This window comes from Flavobacterium granuli (genome assembly GCF_031456055.1).
Lineage (GTDB): Bacteria > Bacteroidota > Bacteroidia > Flavobacteriales > Flavobacteriaceae > Flavobacterium > Flavobacterium granuli_A.
In genome coordinates this window covers 18,744-36,615 of record NZ_JAVDTX010000002.1, presented here as the reverse complement: position 1 = coordinate 36,615, position 17,872 = coordinate 18,744, and the positions used below count along the sequence as shown (strand labels likewise).

The following is a 17,872-nucleotide window of genomic DNA, read 5'->3' as shown; positions in this document are numbered from 1 at the left end:
AAATCTAAATATTTTTTTTCTTTAATTCTTTTACAGCATAATCACAAGCTCTGGCGGTCAGGGCCATGAATGTTAGTGATGGATTTTGACAAGCAATGGAAGGCATGCAAGAACCATCAGTAACAAATACGTTACTCACTTCATGCATTTGATTCCATTTATTCAATACAGATTCTTTTGGATCATTCCCCATTCGAGCAGTTCCCATTTCGTGAATTGCCATTCCAGGGAAACAACCATTATCATAGGTTTTTACATTTTTCATACCAGCTGCTTCCAGCATTTCAGCGGCATCATACATCATATCCTCACGCATTTTGGCTTCATTTTCTTTGTATTCACAATCAATTGCCAATACAGGTTGTCCCCATTTATCTTTTTTAGAATGGTCAATGTAAACTTTATTTTCATAGTAAGGAAGCATTTCTCCAAAACCTCCTAATCCCATTGTCCATGAGTCAGCTGGTCTTGATAATGTTTCTTTAAAATCACCACCAAAGGCTAATTCTGCAACTTCTTTATGCCAACTGCCTCTACTAGCTCCACCTTGATATCCAAAGCCACGCAAGTAATCACGTTTGTCGTTATTAAAGTTCTGATATCTTGGAATGTAAATTCCATTGGCTCTTCGTCCATAAGTATATTTGTCTTCAAAACCTTCAGCACTTCCTTCAGCACCACATCTAAAGTGATGATCCATTAAATTATGTCCCAAATGTCCGCTGCCATTACCCAAACCATTTGGATGAGCTTCAGAAGTTGAATTCAATAAAATAAAGGTTGACCCCAAGGTTGACCCATTTACAAAAACTATTTTTGCATAAAACTCCATAGTTTCATTGGTCTGGGCATCAATAACCATCACACCTTTAGCTTTCTTAGTGTCTTTGTCATAAATAATATGATTGACAATCGAGTAGGGGCGAACGGTTAGTTTTTTAGTAGCCATAGCAGCTGGTAAAGTTGAAGACTGCGTACTGAAATAGGCACCAAATGGACAGCCTCTACTGCATAAATTTCTATATTGACAACTGCCTCTCCCTAAATGAGGTTGAGTTAAATTAGCAGTACGACCAATTGTCATAATTCTGGACTTATTATAATGCTTTTCAATGCGGTCTTTTACCGATTTTTCAACACAATTCATATCCATAGGAGGCAAAAATTGACCGTCTGGAAGCAAAGGCCAATTTTCATTTTGGCCGCTTATTCCAGCAAATTTTTCTGCATAATCATACCACGGGGCAATATCTTTATATCGAATTGGCCAATCATTACCATGACCGTCCTTGGCGTTATCTTCAAAATTGTGATCACTTAAACGGTAACTTTGACGCCCCCACATTAAAGACTTTCCTCCAACGTGAAAACCTCTGTACCAATCAAAACGTTTATCTTCTGTATACGGACATTCTAAATCGTTTACCCACCAGTCTTCATTTGCCTGACTATAAGGATAATCTCTGGTTTGCACTGGATGTGTTCGCTTTTGTTCCTCTGTCATTTTTCCAGCATACGGTATTTCCCAAGGGGCTTTCATAGCCGAATCATAATCTTTAATATGCTCGATGTTCATACCACGTTCCAACATCAAGACTTTTAATCCTTTTTCTGTTAATTCTTTGGCTGCCCATCCACCACTTATTCCTGAACCTATAACTATCGCGTCATAAGTATTTTGTTTCTTTAAATCTGTATTGATATTCACGAGTCTCTTTTTAGTAATTAATAAAATTCAGCGGCAAGTTCTTAGTCATCTATGTAGCCCAAGCTTTCTGACCCGGTTTGTATTCGGCATTACCATCATATTTTCCCGGTATAGGCAAATATTCTCTAGCCATTGTACAACCAACTTCAGAAGAAAAATAACCTAATATGGTTAAATCTCTAGCAATCATAAAGAAAGAAGGTTCCTTATTACTATCGATAGCCTGTTGTTTTAATTCATTCATAAGCTGATTCTTTTCGTCACTATTGAGACTCAAGAATTCTTTATTGAATTTAGTTTTACATTTTACTAACATATCTTCAAATCCATTTTTGAAGATTGCTTGCAACTTTGAGGGATAACAATCTTTTATAATTAATGGTATAAAAGCTCCAACACCTGCAGCTTTCGCCCCTGGAGATTGTGCGGTTGTCGGTAAAATAATTTCCGCGAATTCCGCTAAAATTTCTTCATCAGTTGCTGAAAAGAAATAGGTGCTCTTTTCGGGATCAAATACAGTAAAACTTTCAAATAAAACCCCCATTGTTGTGGCAGAAATTGCTCCACCCATCAAAAATGCAATCTTTTTTAGTGCCTCTCGTCTTTCCATTTGCGAAATGTTAAAAATATCATGTAATTATTATCAATAATACAATTATCAATACATTACAATAATAAGCAAAAAAGAAACATATTGATTTATTGTTCGTTAATTAATTGGAATAAATTAATAATTCGCAATCAATAAAACGTTTTAGTGAATATTATAGAAAATATTTCGCGACAAGCCATAAGACGCAAGAAAAAATTCAAAGTTTTAAGAAACTTTTTTTAAAACAACTTTACAAACCAAACAATCATGATGCTTTTTATGATGTAAAATTCTTATCAACAATAACCAAAAAAGTTAAAATTAAATTTCATTGTGTTAAAACAACGCAATTCTAATTATTAATTATCCTCATCAAATAATTGAACTTGGTTTTTCAATCTTTCGATCAATAAATTCATCATCCTTTTGTTGAGATTGGAAGAATTCTGGATATATAATGCATATTCATCAGTCGTAAATAATGCGATAATCATTCCTTTTAAGGCATTTCGGAATTTGATGTCTTTTTGAATCGCATTTTCTATAATAGACAGTTTATTTTCAACCGACTTGGTGTAGAAATCTCTTTTGTATTTGCTAATAAAATTTAAAAAAGAGGCGATAAACAAATCGTTCTGAAGTTCCAAAATAGGCCTAAGCACCTCGTTTTGAAACAACTCTTCTGAAGACGACTGATTACTCACATTTCCTAATGATTCTCCTCGAATTTCTTTGATTAATTTATCTCTATGATTCATCTTTCTTTTTTCTTTAAAAATATAAAAAATACTATTAAGAATATCTTATTTTAGCATTATTAAATCAAAAAATATGCGATTTCATACTAGAAAATGGGTAAAACCTGAAGATCTAAATCCAAACGGATCATTATTCGGAGGAAAATTATTGGCTTGGCTAGACGAAGAATTGGCCTTGTATTCCATTATACAATTGGAAAACCGTAGAATTGTAACCAAACACATGTCTGAAATCAATTTCAGAAGCTCCGCAAGGCAAGGCGATATTATCGAAATAGGAATTGATGTTGTCAAATTCGGTCGTTCTTCATTAGAATTAAAATGTGAAGCCCGAAACATGATGACACGAGAAACCATAATCACTATAGACAGCATCATAATGGTAAATCTCGGCGAAGACGGAAAACCTAAAGCGCACGGAAAAACGGAAATTGAGTACGTAAAAGATAGAATAGGTCAATAATAAATGCTAAGATTCTAAGTTGCAATAATTGCAAATATTAGTTAAAATGGTCAAACTAATATTTAACTTCAAGGCTTCACCAAATTTTCAGAAGACATAACAGAAATTTCCAAATCAAAATAAGGAATAGAGGCAATGATATGATCAAAGATATCGGCCATAATGAATTCGTAATTCTCGAAACGCTTGTCTTTTGTAAAGGCATATATTTCAAGGGGAATACCATAAGGTGTTGGTTGAAGTTGACGGCAAAGCATCAACATATCTTTATTCAAGCCTGGATATTGCTGAAGATATTGGGTAATGTATTTTCGAAATAACCCAAAATTAGTCAGGTTTCGCCCATTTACGGCTAAGCTTTTATCAATTTTATGCCCGCTATTATAGTTATCTATTTCGGCTTTTCTAGTATCAATATAAGCACTCAAAAGATCAATTTTCTTTAAATCTATAAGCTCCTGATCTTCTAAAAACCGAATAGTATTGGCTTTTATCATAATGTGCCTCTTGATTCTTCTTCCGTCAGAATTGAGCATTCCTCTCCAGTTGTGAAAAGAATCAGAAATCAAACTATAGGTTGGAATCGTAGTTGTGGTATTGTCAAAATTTCGAACTTTCACAGTGGCTAGATTGATTTCTATCACATCACCATCGGCACCATAACGATCCATGGTTATCCAGTCACCAATTCGTACCATGTCATTTATAGCAACTTGAACGCTGGCCACAAAACCCAAAATAGTGTCTCTAAAAACCAATATAATAACCGCCGAAACAGCTCCCAAAATAGTTAACAATTCCTTTTGGTCAATATCAAACAGTTTTGAGATAATCAGTGCAATTCCAAACATCCACAGCACAATCATAATAACCTGAATGAAACTGTCGATAGGCTTGTCACTGTATCTTGGCATCAATTTTAAATAATCGCGCAGGGAATTAAAAATGGTTCTGATAATCCATAAGATCAATAAAACAATATAAACTCCCACGGCTTTACCAAAGATACTTTCCCAGTATTCAAACTTATCCAAAATCACTGGAACTGATTTAAAAACAAAAAACAACGGAACTAAATAAGCAATGTACTTAGCCGTTTTATTGGTAACCAATAAATCATCAAATTTAGTTTGAGTTCTTTGGGCTACAATGGCCATGATGGTTACCAATATAAATCGGAAAACCACATACAATGCATAAGCCAAAAAACAAAGTAAAATAATATTGAAAAACAAACTCAAATAAGTCGATGTAGTCCTACTCAATCCCCAATGTCTAAAAATAGGGTAGAGGAATTCAAAAATGAATTGAATGAGTTTGTTCATGTTTTATAAATGTTTATGTTTTTTTTCAGCCTCTTGAGAAGCTAATCCCTAAAAGATTACAAGTATTTTTTATCTATATAAAAAGTACCAAACGGAACTAACGAAGCAGCCAATATAATACCGAAGGCTTTAAAATCCCATTTTTGGGCTTTCTTCAACAAAATAGCCAATAAAACATACCCAATAAATAGAACACCATGACTCATCCCAATAGGATAAAGCAATGTTTTGTAAAGTACTAGATTTGTTGGCTTAATAAAGAGCATATTCGAAAATAAAACCAAATATGAGATGCCTTCTAAAATGGCAGTAACCTTGAAAATTTTAAGCATTTGTAGTTGTTTTTTCAATTATAATGCGCAAAATTAGTCAATATCAATGATTATTAATGTATTCATTATAAAAGTAAATTACTTTTGTATTCTTAAACTTTGAAAATGAGCAAGCGCGATTTAAAAAAATATATGAATGAACTCAATAAAGAACAATTAGAAGAGCAAATTCTTGAATTGTATGAAAAGTTCAGCCCCGTGAAAGTCTATTACAATTTTGTATTCAATCCAAAAGAAGAAACCTTATTACAGGAATGCAAACTCAAAATCTCTCATGAATATTTTCCGCTGCAAACCAAAGGCAAAAGAAAAAAACCAAAAATGAGACGCTCGGTAGCTCAAAAATACATCAAGCATTTTATTTTATTGGGTGTAGATCCTTTTGTGATTGCTGATGTGATGCTCTATAACATCGAAATCGCCCAGACTTTCTCTGCAGAAAACCTCGTCAAACAGGAATTATTCTACAAAAGTATGTTTAATTCTTTCGAGCAAGCCTCAAAATTCATTATTTCAAATGGAATTATCAGCGAATTTAAAAACAGATTGATTTCAATTTGCGAGGAAGCATCAGACCAAAAATGGATGAATACCACTGATTTCAAAACAAATATTGAACTTTTGGAGAACTAAGAGAGTCGTTTGTAATCGATTTTAATTAATCCGTCCTATATATTTTTAAAAAAAATTGGCCGAATAACTGTTTTTTAGGCGTATTTTTGCAAAAATCGAAAAATATACAATGCATCAAGAGAGTTTAGAAATTGAAGTCGAAGCCAAAAAAGAACTTTACGCTTACCAACAAGGAGACATTGACGCCATATTTGAGCGTATAGACAATGCCCCTGGACAACATCATTTATTATATCAATTGCCTACTGGTGGAGGAAAAACTGTTATTTTTTCCGAAATCGTTCGTCGTTATTTGTCACAACATAATAAAAAAGTGGTAGTACTAACACACCGTATCGAGTTGTGTAAGCAAACTTCAAAAATGTTGAAAGGTTTTGACGTAAAAAATAAAATCATCAACAGTAAAGTAAAAGAACTTCCAGACCAAAATGACTATTCTTGTTTTGTGGCGATGGTTGAGACTTTGAAAAACCGTATCAACGATGAGAAACTACATTTAGACAATATTGGTTTAGTTATTATCGATGAGGCGCATTACAATTCCTTCCGAAAATTATTGAAATCTTTCAAAAATGCATTCATCCTTGGAGTAACAGCTACTCCTTTGAGTTCAAACATAAAATTACCAATGCACCAAAGCTATGATGAACTAATCGTGGGTGACACCATTAGCTCATTAATAGAAAACGGTTTCTTGGCAAAAGCCGTTACCTATAGTTATGATGTTGGATTGACATCATTAAAAGTAGGTATCAACGGAGATTACACTGTAAAATCTTCCGATGATTTATATACCAATATGGCGATGCAGGAAAAATTATTGCACGCTTACACCGAAAAATCTTTAGGCAAAAAAACCTTGATTTTCAACAACGGTATTAATACCTCTTTATATGTTTATGAAACATTTAGAGAAGCAGGATATGGAATTCGTCACTTGGATAACACCAGCAGCAACGAAGAACGAAAAGAAATTCTACATTGGTTCAAGCACACTCCGGATGCGATTCTAACCTCGGTGGGGATTCTTACCACTGGTTTTGATGAACCAACTGTTGAAACCATTATATTGAACAGAGCAACAAAATCGTTGACCTTATACTTCCAAATGATAGGTCGTGGTTCTCGAAAACTACCTAACAAAGATGAGTTTTCGGTTATCGATTTAGGTAATAATGCAGCTCGTTTCGGACTGTGGAGCGATCCTGTAAACTGGCAACATATCTTTAAATCTCCTGAGTTTTACTTAGAGAATTTAAGGGATGACAGCGAAATTGAAACACATTTCAAATATAGCATGCCAGCAGATTTGCGTGCCAAATTCAGTAAAACGGCCAACGTCGATTTTGATGTAGATGAAGAACACAAATTGGCTATTGCACAAAATTTAAGATCCAAAGTAGTTTTGGAAAAATCAATTGACCAACACGCTGCCATGTGTGTGGACAATACCGAAGAATTACAGGAAGCCAAAGCACTTTCTAAAGAATTAGAAGCCGATATCGAATACCGTGTAAAACGTTTTTCAAAATGCCTTAGCCAATGTAGTAAAAACTACAGAGAATGGTTAATGGACGATTATAAACTAAAAATGACTTTGTTAATCGGGAAAAAATACCGTGAAAAAGTCATGAACGAAGCCGATTAATAAAAGATTAAATTTCAACGTAGAGACGCATTATGCGTCTCTACATTTTTATAAAAAAACAAAACACAAAGCATGTCAACACAATTCTCAGATTTAGGAGTTTCAAAAGGAATACTAAAAGCTATTACCGAAATGGGGATTGTAACCCCAACCGAAATTCAGCAAAAAACCATTCCGCTATTGTTAGCAAACACTACCGATATCGTGGGACTTGCCAAAACAGGAACGGGAAAAACCGCTGCTTTTGGATTGCCATTGTTGCAATTGATAGACACCAATGTTGCTGCTGTACAAGCCGTAATCCTTGTACCTACAAGAGAACTGGGACAACAAATTTTCAACAATCTAGAAAGTTACGCTAAGTATCTTCCAGAAGTTTCAATCGCTGCCGTTTGTGGTGGTATCCCAATCAAACCGCAGATTGAGCGTTTAAAATCACCAACACATATTGTCGTAGCAACTCCAGGTCGTTTGATAGATTTGTTGCAACGCAAAGCCATTAGCTTAAAAGAAACCAAATTTCTAGTTCTCGACGAAGCAGACGAAATGGTTTCTATCCTTAAAGAAGCTTTGGACGAAATCATTACAGAATTACCTAAAACATACAGAACCTTTTTGTTTTCGGCGACTATGCCCGGAACAATTAAGCAGTTAATCCAGAATTACCTAAACAAAAACGTTGTGACGGTAAGCGCCAGTATGGAAACTGTCGGTAATCAAGGGATTGATCATAACTATATTGTTGTGGATCCCATCGAAAAACTGGATGTTTTAATGCATTTCTTGAATTCTAAAGATGGCGAGCGCGGTATTATCTTTTGTAAAACCAAAGCTGCTGTCAATAAACTAGCCAAAAACTTGGCAATCAACAGATTTTCATCAGGAGCATTACACGGAAGTTTGTCACAGGGAATCCGTGACCGAATTATGGAGCAATTCCGTGAGGGGCATATCAATATTTTGGTGGCTACTGATTTGGCCGCAAGGGGAATTGACGTAAAAGAAATCTCTTACGTAGTCAATTATCACTTGCCAGATGTCTATGAAGTATACGTTCACCGTAGCGGAAGAACGGCTAGGGCAGGGGCCAAAGGTCTTTCTTTGACTGTATTACAACCTGAAGAAGTAGCTGAAATTGCCGATTTTGAAAGAGAATTGGGAATCCAATTTACCAAATACAAAAAACCATCTGTTGCGAGTATTGAAGAGAATAACACACTTTTATGGGCGAAGCAAATCTTCAAAACCAAACCCAATCACGACGTTGATGCCGAATTCAAAACAAAAATAAAAACCATTTTTCATCATCTTACCAAAGACGAATTGATAGAAAAATTGTTGGCTAATTATTTGTTGCAAAACAAAACTGAAATAGCTGAAAAGCCTGTTAAAAAACTAAAAAGAAACTAATTATCTAAAAGTTTTTTAATAATCCATATTTTATAGCATCCATAAATAACGTATATTTATGGATGCTATTTTTTTTAACAACATCATAAAAAACAATATGGAAATTGTAATTATAGGCGGAGGTTTCGCTGGAATTAATTTAGCCAAAGAACTCGCCAACCAAAAAGGAATTGAAGTAACCCTTGTTGACAAAAACAATTATAATTTCTTTCCGCCACTCATCTATCAGGTTGCCACAGCCTTTTTGGAGCCCTCAAGTATCAGTTATCCTTACCGAAAGTTTTTTGCAGGCAAAAAGAATCTGCAGTTTCGTTTAGGCGAATTACTCAAAGTAATTCCTGCCGAAAACAAAATCATCCTCAATAACGGCGAATTGCAGTACGACCATTTGGTCTTTGCAACAGGCGCCGAAACCAGTTATTTCGGGATGGAAAATGTTAAGAAAAATGCCATTCCAATGAAAACCCTCAATGATGCCATTGAAATGCGAAATGCATTATTGAAAAACCTCGAAAAAGCAGCCATTTGCAAAGACATCCGCAAGCGAAGAACACTCTTAACCATTGTAGTTGTTGGAGGTGGACCCACAGGAGTCGAAGTTTCTGGAATGTTCGCCGAAATGCGAAAAAGCATTTTACTCAAAGAATATCCCGAATTAGACACAACTGCCAGCAACGTTTATTTAATCGATGGGGGAGATGCCTTATTATCTCCAATGAGCAAAGAATCACAGGAAGATACACTCGAAGCAGTAACAAAACTTGGAGTTGTCGTAAAACTAAACACCCGTGTCGTGGATTACAAAGACGATACCGTTTTCTTTGCCGATGGAAAAACCATACAAACCAAAAACTTAATTTGGGCGGCAGGAGTTTCAGCAAGGGAATTTGAAGGAATTCCGGCAGAAAGTTACGGTCGTGGCAAACGAATGGCAACTGACGCTTTCAACAAAGTAAACGCTACCAATAACATTTATGCTATTGGTGATACTTGCATCCAACTCAATGATGTAGATTTCCCCCAAGGCCATCCACAAGTCGCACAAGTTGCCATCCAACAGGGAGTAAATCTAGCCGAAAACTTCAAATTAATGATTCAAAACAAGCCGTTAAAACCCTTTAAATACAACGACAAAGGTTCTATGGCGATCATCGGGAAGAACAAAGCCGTTGTCGATTTACCAAAATCAAAAATGCATTTCAAAGGCTTTTTGGCTTGGATGATTTGGTTATTCGTCCATCTAATGTCTTTGATAACCTACCGCAACCGAATCAATACGTTTTACCATTGGATGATTGCTTATTTCTCTAAAGATCAATCGTTGCGAATGATTATCAGACCAGAGAAGAGAACGAAAGGGGAGGTGTAGATTATGAAAGAAAAATCAATATATTTGAGAGTATAAAGTATAAAACCTCGTGTATATACCAGTAGGGAGTAATTTTATCAAAAAAAACATAAATCATACTAAATAAATATACTTTTAATGAGAATTGCAAAAATAACTATTCCACAAATAGAAGCTAAAAAAGTTAATCTTAAAGAAATTAATTTAACAAAAAAAAGTTTTGGTTCAATCGTCGCTTTGGTCGGAAAAAATGGAGCTGGAAAGTCTAGAGTCCTCAAATTTGTTGAAAACTACATTAACAATTTTGATTTAGATAAGTATATTGATGGACACATAGTAGAATTTCCATCAACTATAATTTCTCAATATGCACAAAACATAAAACTTGCAAATCAAAGTATAAATAATTTAAAAAAAGATACGATAACTCAACAACAATCTCAACAAACTAAAACGGTAATTAATCAACAATTGGGTAGTTTTTTTACTAGATTTAGACAACTAGGAAAAGCTTATATAAAAATTGTTGATAATGATGAATTAAAAAACATTAAAAACAACATCAATAATTCTAAAGAATTAACATTTGAACAAATATTAGCTAATAATCATTTTGATAATTTTATCTCTAATACAAATCAACAACAGCAACAACAAAATATTTCATTGAATGAATTTAATTCATTTAATAATCAATCGACAATTAATTATTTAACAAAACTTACAGATGAAATAATTACCGATGAATTTAATTTATATATAAAATATAGAAAGACTCCAGAAAAAATTAATGATGAAATGAAAGAAAAGAAATCTTTTTTGTTATTTGATAAATTTCAAAAAAATGTAAAACAATTTCTTGGAAAAGAATTTTCATACCAACAAAATGCAAAGGGAAATATTGTTAATAGTACTTTATATTATAACAACGAACCATTCGATTTAAATTTATTTTCTCCGGGTCAAAAAACATTATTTGCATATGCTATATTATTCTTTTATCTAGATACTAATTCAAAAACAAATATTAATGAATGTATTATAATAATTGATGAACCTGAAAAACATCTTCATCCTGAAGCTCAAATTACATTAATTAATGCTCTAAAAAGTATAATTTCAAAATCTGGACAGTTGTGGATTGCTACACATTCAATTCACATATTATCTCATTTACAATATGATGAAATATTAATGGTAAAAGATGATGAAATAATTCCTCCCTCAAGAACTACTCCTGGTAAATCATTCAATGACCTAATGGGAATTGATGATCATATTTCAGAATTGATTTCTTTTATAAATTCAATTTCTGAATGGGCTTACGGTAATTTTATGCTCCAATGTTTCAAACAACCCGAAGTCATTTTTGATATTAATACTAATGATCCACAATTTAAACTTTTCAAAGATTTCCTTAAAGATAAAACAACAATAAATTTATTAGATTTTGGCGCAGGTAAAGGAAGGATTGGATATACATTACAAGAAGATGAAGATATTTCAAAAAAAATAAAATATTATGCATTTGAACCTGACAAAAGCAATTTTGAATTATTAAATAATGTTCCTAATCTAAAATCTCTTTATTCTGAAATGGAAAATATTCCAGAAAATAATTTTGATTGTATCCTTTTATGTAATGTTTTACATGAAATTAATCCTAAAGAATGGATTAACATATTTACAAGTATCAAAAAAACATTAAATGATAATGGTTATCTAATAATAATTGAAGATAGATTTTTGCCGAAAGGAGAAACCGCTCATGAATTTGGATATTTAATTTTAGGAACTAGTGAAACAAGAATTTTATTTAATACAGAAAATTCCTTGGAATTAAAATTAAATGAACCTGATTTAACTGATAGAATTGTATTTAATGCATTCAAAAAAGAAGAAATAAATCTTACAGAAAAAAGCATTTTAGATTCAATAAATTTATTGAAAACTAATACTTTTAATAATCTAAAAACTCTCAAAAATAATAAAAATAGTAATCACGGAAGAAGGTATGCAAATGAAACACAATTATATATCAATTCACAATTGACATTAGAATATCTTAAAAAAGTTAAAAGTACTAAAGTTTAAGCCCGATAGCACGGATTTGCAATCCGTGCCCGCAAAGTAAATCCAAATAATGAGCTTAATTTAGTGACAATCTCGCTGTCATATCTTAATTAACAATGATAAAATACTTACTATGCTGGTTTCCTATGGTTCTGCTTGCTATTTTAAATGGAGCTGCTAGAGATTTATGGTATAAAAAATACATAAGTGAATTAGCGGCGCACCAAATTTCAACATTTTCCTTAATTATTCTCATTGGAATCTATAGTTGTTTAGTCGTAAAATGGTTGCCTCCAAATACGGCAAAGCAAGCATTAATAATAGGAATTGTTTGGTCAGTCTTGACTTTGGCTTTTGAGTTTGGCTTTGGAATTATACGTGGAAGTTCTTGGAAGCAATTATTATATGCTTATAATTTTACTGAAGGCCAAATTTGGATTCTTATACCAATTTGGGTGGCAATAGCGCCTTACATTGCTTTTAAAATAATTTCGAAGAACAACTACCACTAAGAGGTTTCCCCGCTAGCGCGAGCGTCCCGCTCGTGTCCGTTTTCAATTTCATAAAAGTTACGTATCACAAAAAAGAAAATTTATATTACAATTAATTTATTTTTTTGTAATAAAAATAGTGTAGGTTAAATTTTATAATTTATTTTTGAAAGATTAATTAACCAATTTAACTTTCAAAATGAAAACAACATCAGAATTAACGGGCGCTGTTAAAACTAAAAAATCAGTGAGCGAGACAGGTCATGCAAAGAACGTAGCAAACCTTCAGAGTTTAATCGCTTTCGTAACAGCATACGGAGCAAGTTACAACCCGAGCAAAAACGCATTAAAACTGCCTCAACTTACAGCACTCGCTACAGCAAGCCAGGCAAGTTTGGGAGATGTAGTAACCAAAAACACCGCATTCAATAATAAAAAAAACGAAAGGGGAGAGGCTTTTAGTAATTTAAAACCACTGGCAACCAGAGTGGTAAATGCATTGCAAATCACTGATGCCACAGCCAACAAAATAGACGACGCAAAAGGATTTAACCAAAAATACCATTCATACTTTTAGCAATACCATTTATAGTTCTTGCGATACCATTCATACTTTTAACAATACCATTTACAATTATAGCGATACCATTTACAGTTCTCTCATTTGCACTTACGGTTTTAGCATCCTCATTTGCAAATCAAATAACATTCAATTTGGTAATACCAATATTTTAGGTAAAAGAACAAGAGGATACATCATCATAAAAAACTACAATTAACTACTTTTCAATACATTATGAAAAAATATTCGTAAATTAGTTAAGAATTCAAACCAGTCTTTTAACAACTAAAAAATCAACACTATGAAAAAGTATATTTTACTATTGGGTTTTATGTTTTCTGTAGCTTCATTTTCACAAAATATCACATCTAAAATTGAGACTGCAACTCCGGCACAATATGAATTACTAAAAAAAGTTAATGAATTTTATCCAGATATTGCCTTAAGCGAAAAAGTTGTCAATTTTTATGTCGACGATAAAATAATCGATACAAAACAAGAATTTGCTAAAAGCTCAGAATTTACCAGTTACAAACTGAGTATTAGCCCAGATAACAAAAGAGTAGTTTTTGATTTTGAATCCGTTAACAATGGAAAAATTTTTGGTGCAGTTATTGTTTTTAAAGGAAAATATATCAGAACAACTATCAATGAAAAATCTGGTCAGTATGATGTAATGGTAAATGGCAAATCAGTCTATTTGCAAAAGATGTAGCCTGTGACCATATAATAGAATCTTTTATATTGATTGTAAAACAACAGTTTAATGAACCATTATAATTTCATCATCACTAGAAATTACAATGGTTCCTTTGATTTTTCTTTTACCAACAATCAAAATGATAAAGGCAATAATCGTGGTACAAGTCATAATCATAACCATCGGTACCATAGAATCTTTAACAAAAAGCCCCACCGCAAAAGAAGATAAAGCACCTATTCCCAATTGAGTTGCACCCATTAATGCCGAAGCGCTTCCAGTATTTTTGGCAAAAGGAGCGAGGGTCAATCCTGCTGTATTTGGGTTTGATATTCCTAAACAAGCCAAAAACAGAAACAACATAGCACTAGTACCATACAATCCTAAATCATCATTTATTGCCAAGATTAAAAAGGTAACGCTGATTATTATTTGAGCAACCAAAGCACCAAAAATCATCTGTTCACTAGAAAATCGTCTCAATAATATAGAATTCAATTGGCTCGAACCAATAAAACTCACCGACATAAAAGCAAAAATCCAACCATAAACCGTGGCATCTACTTTTAAAATATCCATGAATAAAATAGGAGAAGCAGCAACATAAGTAAACAAACCTGAAAACGCAATCGAACCCGTCAATGCATAGGTATAAAACTGTGGTACTTTGATAATCGCTACAAAATTATTAATGATTGGTTTAGGTCTCAATGAAATAGTCGGATCTGGTTTATGAGTATTTGGCAAACCCAATTGTGATGCAATTAGCACAAAACCACCCAGAAATGCTAGAATAAAAAATATGGGATGCCAACCGTAATAGGTTGTTACATAACTTCCAATAGTGGGTGCTAACATTGGCGAAAGCCCTAGAACCAACATTAATTTAGACAAAACATTAGGTATTTCCTTCACTGGAAACAAATCCCGAACCATCGCAACCGAAGCTACAGTAGCGGCACAACTCCCAACAGCCTGAATAAACCGAAGTCCTATAAAAACATGAATATCAGCCACAATAGCACATCCCAAAGAAGCCAAAATATAAACCAACAATCCTATAAACAAAGGCTTTTTCCGACCATAACGATCCAATAACGGTCCATATAACAATTGCCCAAATGAAATCCCGATGAAATAACTGGATAAAGATTCAGAAACCATCGTTACTGTAGTATGAAGATCCTTAGCAATACCAGAAAAACTGGGCAAATACATATCAATCGAAAATGGTCCAAGTGCAGTCATCGAACCCAAAATTAATATCAGCTGTATGTATTTCCCTTTTGTCATAATCTTTTTATCTTTTGCAAAGATAATATATTGAAATATCATATTAACTGCCATAATAGGCATTCCGTGAATTGTATTTTACTATTTTTTTTCTATCTTTCTGTTTGAAATTAATTGCATCCAGTTTCAAACACTAAAATAATATAACAATGGAATCTGAAATTTTCTCTACAACTCCAAACTGTGAAATTGTAACTACCAGAATTGTGAATTTTCCCATAAATCTTGCTTTTAAAGCTTGGGCTGATCCAAATCATTTAAAAAATTGGTGGGGACCAAAAGGATTTACAAATACTTTCAACGAATTTGACTTACAACCAGGGGGAAAATGGAGTTTTGTTATGCACGGCCCAGACAAAGGAAATTATCCCAATGAAGTTGAATTTATAAAAATTGACAAACCCAATCTGATTTACTGGAAACGTCATTCAAAGCCGCTTTTTAAAGTTCTTGCAACATTTGAAGAAATATCCGGCGATAAAACAAAAATCATTTTCAAAATGATTTTCGATACAGCAGAAGAATCTAATAAATTAAGACCGTTTGTAGTCGATAAAAATGAAGAAAACTTCGACAGACTTGAAGTTGAATTGACAAAAATGGCGTTATAAAAACAAACCAATATGGAGATATCTCAAATTAAAGATTTATATGAAAAAACGGTAACGATAGAAAGAAACCAATTTCTAAAAGTTAAAGGAAGTATTGACACCAATATTTATTTTGTGGAAAGCGGAAGTCTGAGAATTTTTATTTTAGACGAATTTGAAGAACAAATAATCCGTTTTGGATATTCAAATGACTTGATTGTCTCCTTAGATTCATTTTTAACCGAAAAACCATCCGATTTTTATATTCAGGCTATCAAAAAAACAATCGTAAAAGTAATTCCTAAATCCAATTTTATTGATTTCATTTCCCAATCAGAACAAAATAAAGCAATGTGGATCAAACTGTTAGAAGATCTGGTTATTCAGCAATTAGAAAGAGAAAAGGATATTTTGACCAATTCACCAAAGGAAAGATACAATCGGGTATTAAAACGAAGTCCAAAATTATTTCAGGAAATCCCTAACCGTTACATAGCCAATTATTTGCGAATGAGCCCAGAAACATTATCACGACTAAAAAAATCTTGATTTCAATCAATGTTTATGTGTTTTTATAAAGTGAATTTTGTAGAAAAAAGTAATTCATATGAAAACAAAATCAGAAAATTTAATTTTAGAATTGATTGAAACGACAAGGCAAAACCTAAACTTTGCCGAAACACTTAAAGCAAAATCAAACAATCAATTGAATTGGAAAGAAAATCCAGAAAGCTGGAGCATTTTGGAATGTCTAGAACACCTGAATTTATACGGTGATTTTTATCTTCCTGAAATAGAAAAAACGATTGACAACGCAAAAAGTAAAAATGAATCCGATTTTAAAAGCGGAATTTTGGGAAATTATTTTGCAGAAAGCATGTTGCCAAAAGCAAAGCTCAACAAAATGAAAACATTCAAGGACAAAAATCCTTTGAACAGTCATTTAGATACTAATACCATAGATCGATTTATCAACCAACAAATCAAAATGCTGAATTTATTGGATAAATCAAGAACCATTAGCCTGAATAAAGAAAAAACATCAATTTCTTTAACCAAACTTATTAAATTAAAAATAGGCGATACTTTCAGATTTGTGATTAACCACAATATCCGACACATTAAACAAATAGAAAATGTAGCGCTAAAACATGCAGCAAATACAATAACACAATCTGAATATGCAAATCCAGAATAATGCATTTTTTGGCCATTTACAGTCGAAATTTAAATATACTTTTATGAACTATAATTTATATTATGTAAAATAGAATATATTTAAAACACAATAATCCATAATATTATTCCTTAAGTATTTTCAATTTCAAAAAAATTAAACTAACCCCACTATTGTTATACTTTTGAGTAAAAAAAAACATCGCCTTAATGACGATGTTTTAATATACTTTGATTCAAAATTATTTCACATTAAAACCAATAATCCATTTTTCCCAAATTAATTCTACATCAGTCGCATTTATAACATATGTTAATTTTTCCGCAAATGAATCAGCTGTTTGAGGTTTTACTTTTACACGAAGTTGATCAACCTTATCATTATATTTATAAGCTCCCCATTGTTTAGTCTCTTTATTAAAAATAATGGTACATTCATCTTTATTTGGAATAATAAAAAAAGAATACTTGCCCGCTGGCAATATTAATCCTTCTATTGTAAGAGCTTTATCGGTTTCAAAAGTTGTCGCTTCATTGGCACCAGCACGCCAAACTTCATTAAAAGGAACTAATTTTCCCCAAATTTCTCGACCTTTTACTGAAGGACTTCCATAATTAATTTGGATTGTTGCTCCATTAATCTTTCCAGTCGCTGTTTCCGGTGGACTCTTGGGTTTCTCTTGGGCATTTGCAAATGAAATTGCAAAAAATGAGAACAATACTAGTAATGAGATGTTTAAAATTTTCATAGTAAATTTATTTATTTAGCA

General features: G+C 32.8%; 19 protein-coding genes. 12 read left to right on the top strand and 7 right to left on the bottom strand.

Annotated features, from left to right (window positions below; all coding sequences use genetic code 11):
- Positions 1–4 precede the first annotated feature (4 nt).
- The 3 genes from J2W95_RS04445 to J2W95_RS04435 form a co-directional block, all read right to left on the bottom strand.
- A complete protein-coding gene (locus J2W95_RS04445; protein WP_310004345.1) occupies positions 5–1,708 on the bottom strand; it encodes a GMC family oxidoreductase in 1,704 nt (567 codons plus the stop codon).
- A 49-nt stretch (positions 1,709–1,757) separates the two neighbouring features.
- Complete coding sequence (locus J2W95_RS04440; RefSeq protein ID WP_310004343.1) at positions 1,758–2,318, bottom strand: gluconate 2-dehydrogenase subunit 3 family protein; 561 nt, start codon at positions 2,316–2,318, stop codon at positions 1,758–1,760.
- Positions 2,319–2,659: 341 nt separating this feature from the next.
- Positions 2,660–3,058, bottom strand: a complete 399-nt coding sequence (locus tag J2W95_RS04435) for a glyoxalase (protein ID WP_310004341.1) — start codon at positions 3,056–3,058, stop codon at positions 2,660–2,662.
- Positions 3,059–3,131: 73 nt separating this feature from the next.
- Here J2W95_RS04435 and J2W95_RS04430 point away from each other — a divergent pair, with 73 nt between their 5' ends.
- On the top strand, positions 3,132–3,521 hold the full coding sequence (locus J2W95_RS04430; RefSeq protein WP_310004339.1) for an acyl-CoA thioesterase: 390 nt from the start codon (positions 3,132–3,134) through the stop codon (positions 3,519–3,521).
- Between the two features lie 68 nt (positions 3,522–3,589).
- Here J2W95_RS04430 and J2W95_RS04425 read toward each other — a convergent pair whose 3' ends face one another.
- Together J2W95_RS04425 and J2W95_RS04420 are read right to left on the bottom strand one after the other, a co-directional pair.
- The gene (locus tag J2W95_RS04425) at positions 3,590–4,846 is read right to left on the bottom strand and encodes a mechanosensitive ion channel family protein (RefSeq protein ID WP_310004337.1); all 1,257 of its coding nucleotides are present in this window, start codon (positions 4,844–4,846) and stop codon (positions 3,590–3,592) included.
- 56 nt (positions 4,847–4,902) lie between these two features.
- Positions 4,903–5,178 carry a DUF3817 domain-containing protein gene (locus tag J2W95_RS04420; RefSeq protein ID WP_310004335.1) on the bottom strand — a complete coding sequence of 92 codons (276 nt, stop codon included), beginning with the start codon at positions 5,176–5,178 and terminating at the stop codon, positions 4,903–4,905.
- Positions 5,179–5,283: 105 nt separating this feature from the next.
- Here J2W95_RS04420 and J2W95_RS04415 point away from each other — a divergent pair, with 105 nt between their 5' ends.
- The 8 genes from J2W95_RS04415 (at position 5,284) to J2W95_RS04380 (ending at position 14,058) form a co-directional block, all read left to right on the top strand.
- Positions 5,284–5,811: a DUF6155 family protein gene (locus tag J2W95_RS04415; RefSeq protein ID WP_310004333.1), complete on the top strand. Its 528-nt coding sequence runs from the start codon at positions 5,284–5,286 to the stop codon at positions 5,809–5,811.
- Positions 5,812–5,920: 109 nt separating this feature from the next.
- Positions 5,921–7,459, top strand: a complete 1,539-nt coding sequence (locus J2W95_RS04410; protein ID WP_310004332.1) for a DEAD/DEAH box helicase — start codon at positions 5,921–5,923, stop codon at positions 7,457–7,459.
- Between the two features lie 72 nt (positions 7,460–7,531).
- On the top strand, positions 7,532–8,869 hold the full coding sequence (locus tag J2W95_RS04405; RefSeq protein ID WP_310004330.1) for a DEAD/DEAH box helicase: 1,338 nt from the start codon (positions 7,532–7,534) through the stop codon (positions 8,867–8,869).
- Positions 8,870–8,966: 97 nt separating this feature from the next.
- Entirely contained in the window at positions 8,967–10,238 is a 1,272-nt protein-coding gene (locus tag J2W95_RS04400; RefSeq protein ID WP_310005379.1) for an NAD(P)/FAD-dependent oxidoreductase, read from the top strand.
- 117 nt (positions 10,239–10,355) lie between these two features.
- Complete coding sequence (locus tag J2W95_RS04395; protein ID WP_310004328.1) at positions 10,356–12,311, top strand: AAA family ATPase; 1,956 nt, start codon at positions 10,356–10,358, stop codon at positions 12,309–12,311.
- Positions 12,312–12,406: 95 nt separating this feature from the next.
- A complete protein-coding gene (locus J2W95_RS04390; protein ID WP_310004327.1) occupies positions 12,407–12,802 on the top strand; it encodes a hypothetical protein in 396 nt (131 codons plus the stop codon).
- 178 nt (positions 12,803–12,980) lie between these two features.
- Positions 12,981–13,358 (top strand): hypothetical protein, encoded by a 378-nt coding sequence (locus J2W95_RS04385; protein ID WP_310004325.1) that lies wholly within the window; start codon positions 12,981–12,983, stop codon positions 13,356–13,358.
- Positions 13,359–13,644: 286 nt separating this feature from the next.
- Positions 13,645–14,058, top strand: coding sequence for a hypothetical protein (locus tag J2W95_RS04380; protein WP_310004323.1), 414 nt, complete (start codon positions 13,645–13,647; stop codon positions 14,056–14,058).
- A gap of 48 nt (positions 14,059–14,106) precedes the next feature.
- On the opposite strand, the gene J2W95_RS04375 is transcribed toward J2W95_RS04380, so the two are convergent.
- The gene (locus J2W95_RS04375) at positions 14,107–15,336 is read right to left on the bottom strand and encodes a multidrug effflux MFS transporter (RefSeq protein ID WP_310004321.1); all 1,230 of its coding nucleotides are present in this window, start codon (positions 15,334–15,336) and stop codon (positions 14,107–14,109) included.
- Between the two features lie 149 nt (positions 15,337–15,485).
- Between J2W95_RS04375 and J2W95_RS04370 the strand changes: the two genes are divergently transcribed.
- The 3 genes from J2W95_RS04370 to J2W95_RS04360 are packed head-to-tail and all read left to right on the top strand — an operon-like array spanning position 15,486 to position 17,124.
- Positions 15,486–15,947: an SRPBCC family protein gene (locus J2W95_RS04370; RefSeq protein WP_310004319.1), complete on the top strand. Its 462-nt coding sequence runs from the start codon at positions 15,486–15,488 to the stop codon at positions 15,945–15,947.
- 12 nt (positions 15,948–15,959) lie between these two features.
- Positions 15,960–16,475, top strand: a complete 516-nt coding sequence (locus tag J2W95_RS04365; RefSeq protein ID WP_310004317.1) for a Crp/Fnr family transcriptional regulator — start codon at positions 15,960–15,962, stop codon at positions 16,473–16,475.
- 58 nt (positions 16,476–16,533) lie between these two features.
- Complete coding sequence (locus tag J2W95_RS04360) at positions 16,534–17,124, top strand: DinB family protein (protein WP_310004315.1); 591 nt, start codon at positions 16,534–16,536, stop codon at positions 17,122–17,124.
- A 220-nt stretch (positions 17,125–17,344) separates the two neighbouring features.
- Here the strand turns inward: J2W95_RS04360 and J2W95_RS04355 are convergent, their stop codons facing one another.
- Positions 17,345–17,851 carry a DUF2911 domain-containing protein gene (locus J2W95_RS04355; protein ID WP_310004312.1) on the bottom strand — a complete coding sequence of 169 codons (507 nt, stop codon included), beginning with the start codon at positions 17,849–17,851 and terminating at the stop codon, positions 17,345–17,347.
- Positions 17,852–17,872: the final 21 nt, after the last annotated feature.

Bases quoted from the DNA above. Each gene is read 5' to 3' on its own strand.
- J2W95_RS04405 (WP_310004330.1), top strand. From the start codon at position 7,532: ATGTCAACACAATTCTCAGATTTAGGAGTTTCAAAAGGAATACTAAAA.
- J2W95_RS04430 (WP_310004339.1), top strand. From the start codon at position 3,132: ATGCGATTTCATACTAGAAAATGGGTAAAACCTGAAGATCTAAATCCA.
- J2W95_RS04410 (WP_310004332.1), top strand. From the start codon at position 5,921: ATGCATCAAGAGAGTTTAGAAATTGAAGTCGAAGCCAAAAAAGAACTT.
- J2W95_RS04360 (WP_310004315.1), top strand. From the start codon at position 16,534: ATGAAAACAAAATCAGAAAATTTAATTTTAGAATTGATTGAAACGACA.
- J2W95_RS04365 (WP_310004317.1), top strand. From the start codon at position 15,960: ATGGAGATATCTCAAATTAAAGATTTATATGAAAAAACGGTAACGATA.
- J2W95_RS04380 (WP_310004323.1), top strand. From the start codon at position 13,645: ATGAAAAAGTATATTTTACTATTGGGTTTTATGTTTTCTGTAGCTTCA.
- J2W95_RS04370 (WP_310004319.1), top strand. From the start codon at position 15,486: ATGGAATCTGAAATTTTCTCTACAACTCCAAACTGTGAAATTGTAACT.
- J2W95_RS04375 (WP_310004321.1), bottom strand. From the start codon at position 15,336: ATGACAAAAGGGAAATACATACAGCTGATATTAATTTTGGGTTCGATG.
- J2W95_RS04390 (WP_310004327.1), top strand. From the start codon at position 12,407: ATGATAAAATACTTACTATGCTGGTTTCCTATGGTTCTGCTTGCTATT.
- J2W95_RS04385 (WP_310004325.1), top strand. From the start codon at position 12,981: ATGAAAACAACATCAGAATTAACGGGCGCTGTTAAAACTAAAAAATCA.
- J2W95_RS04415 (WP_310004333.1), top strand. From the start codon at position 5,284: ATGAGCAAGCGCGATTTAAAAAAATATATGAATGAACTCAATAAAGAA.
- J2W95_RS04440 (WP_310004343.1), bottom strand. From the start codon at position 2,318: ATGGAAAGACGAGAGGCACTAAAAAAGATTGCATTTTTGATGGGTGGA.
- J2W95_RS04420 (WP_310004335.1), bottom strand. From the start codon at position 5,178: ATGCTTAAAATTTTCAAGGTTACTGCCATTTTAGAAGGCATCTCATAT.
- J2W95_RS04400 (WP_310005379.1), top strand. From the start codon at position 8,967: ATGGAAATTGTAATTATAGGCGGAGGTTTCGCTGGAATTAATTTAGCC.
- J2W95_RS04355 (WP_310004312.1), bottom strand. From the start codon at position 17,851: ATGAAAATTTTAAACATCTCATTACTAGTATTGTTCTCATTTTTTGCA.
- J2W95_RS04425 (WP_310004337.1), bottom strand. From the start codon at position 4,846: ATGAACAAACTCATTCAATTCATTTTTGAATTCCTCTACCCTATTTTT.
- J2W95_RS04435 (WP_310004341.1), bottom strand. From the start codon at position 3,058: ATGAATCATAGAGATAAATTAATCAAAGAAATTCGAGGAGAATCATTA.
- J2W95_RS04395 (WP_310004328.1), top strand. From the start codon at position 10,356: ATGAGAATTGCAAAAATAACTATTCCACAAATAGAAGCTAAAAAAGTT.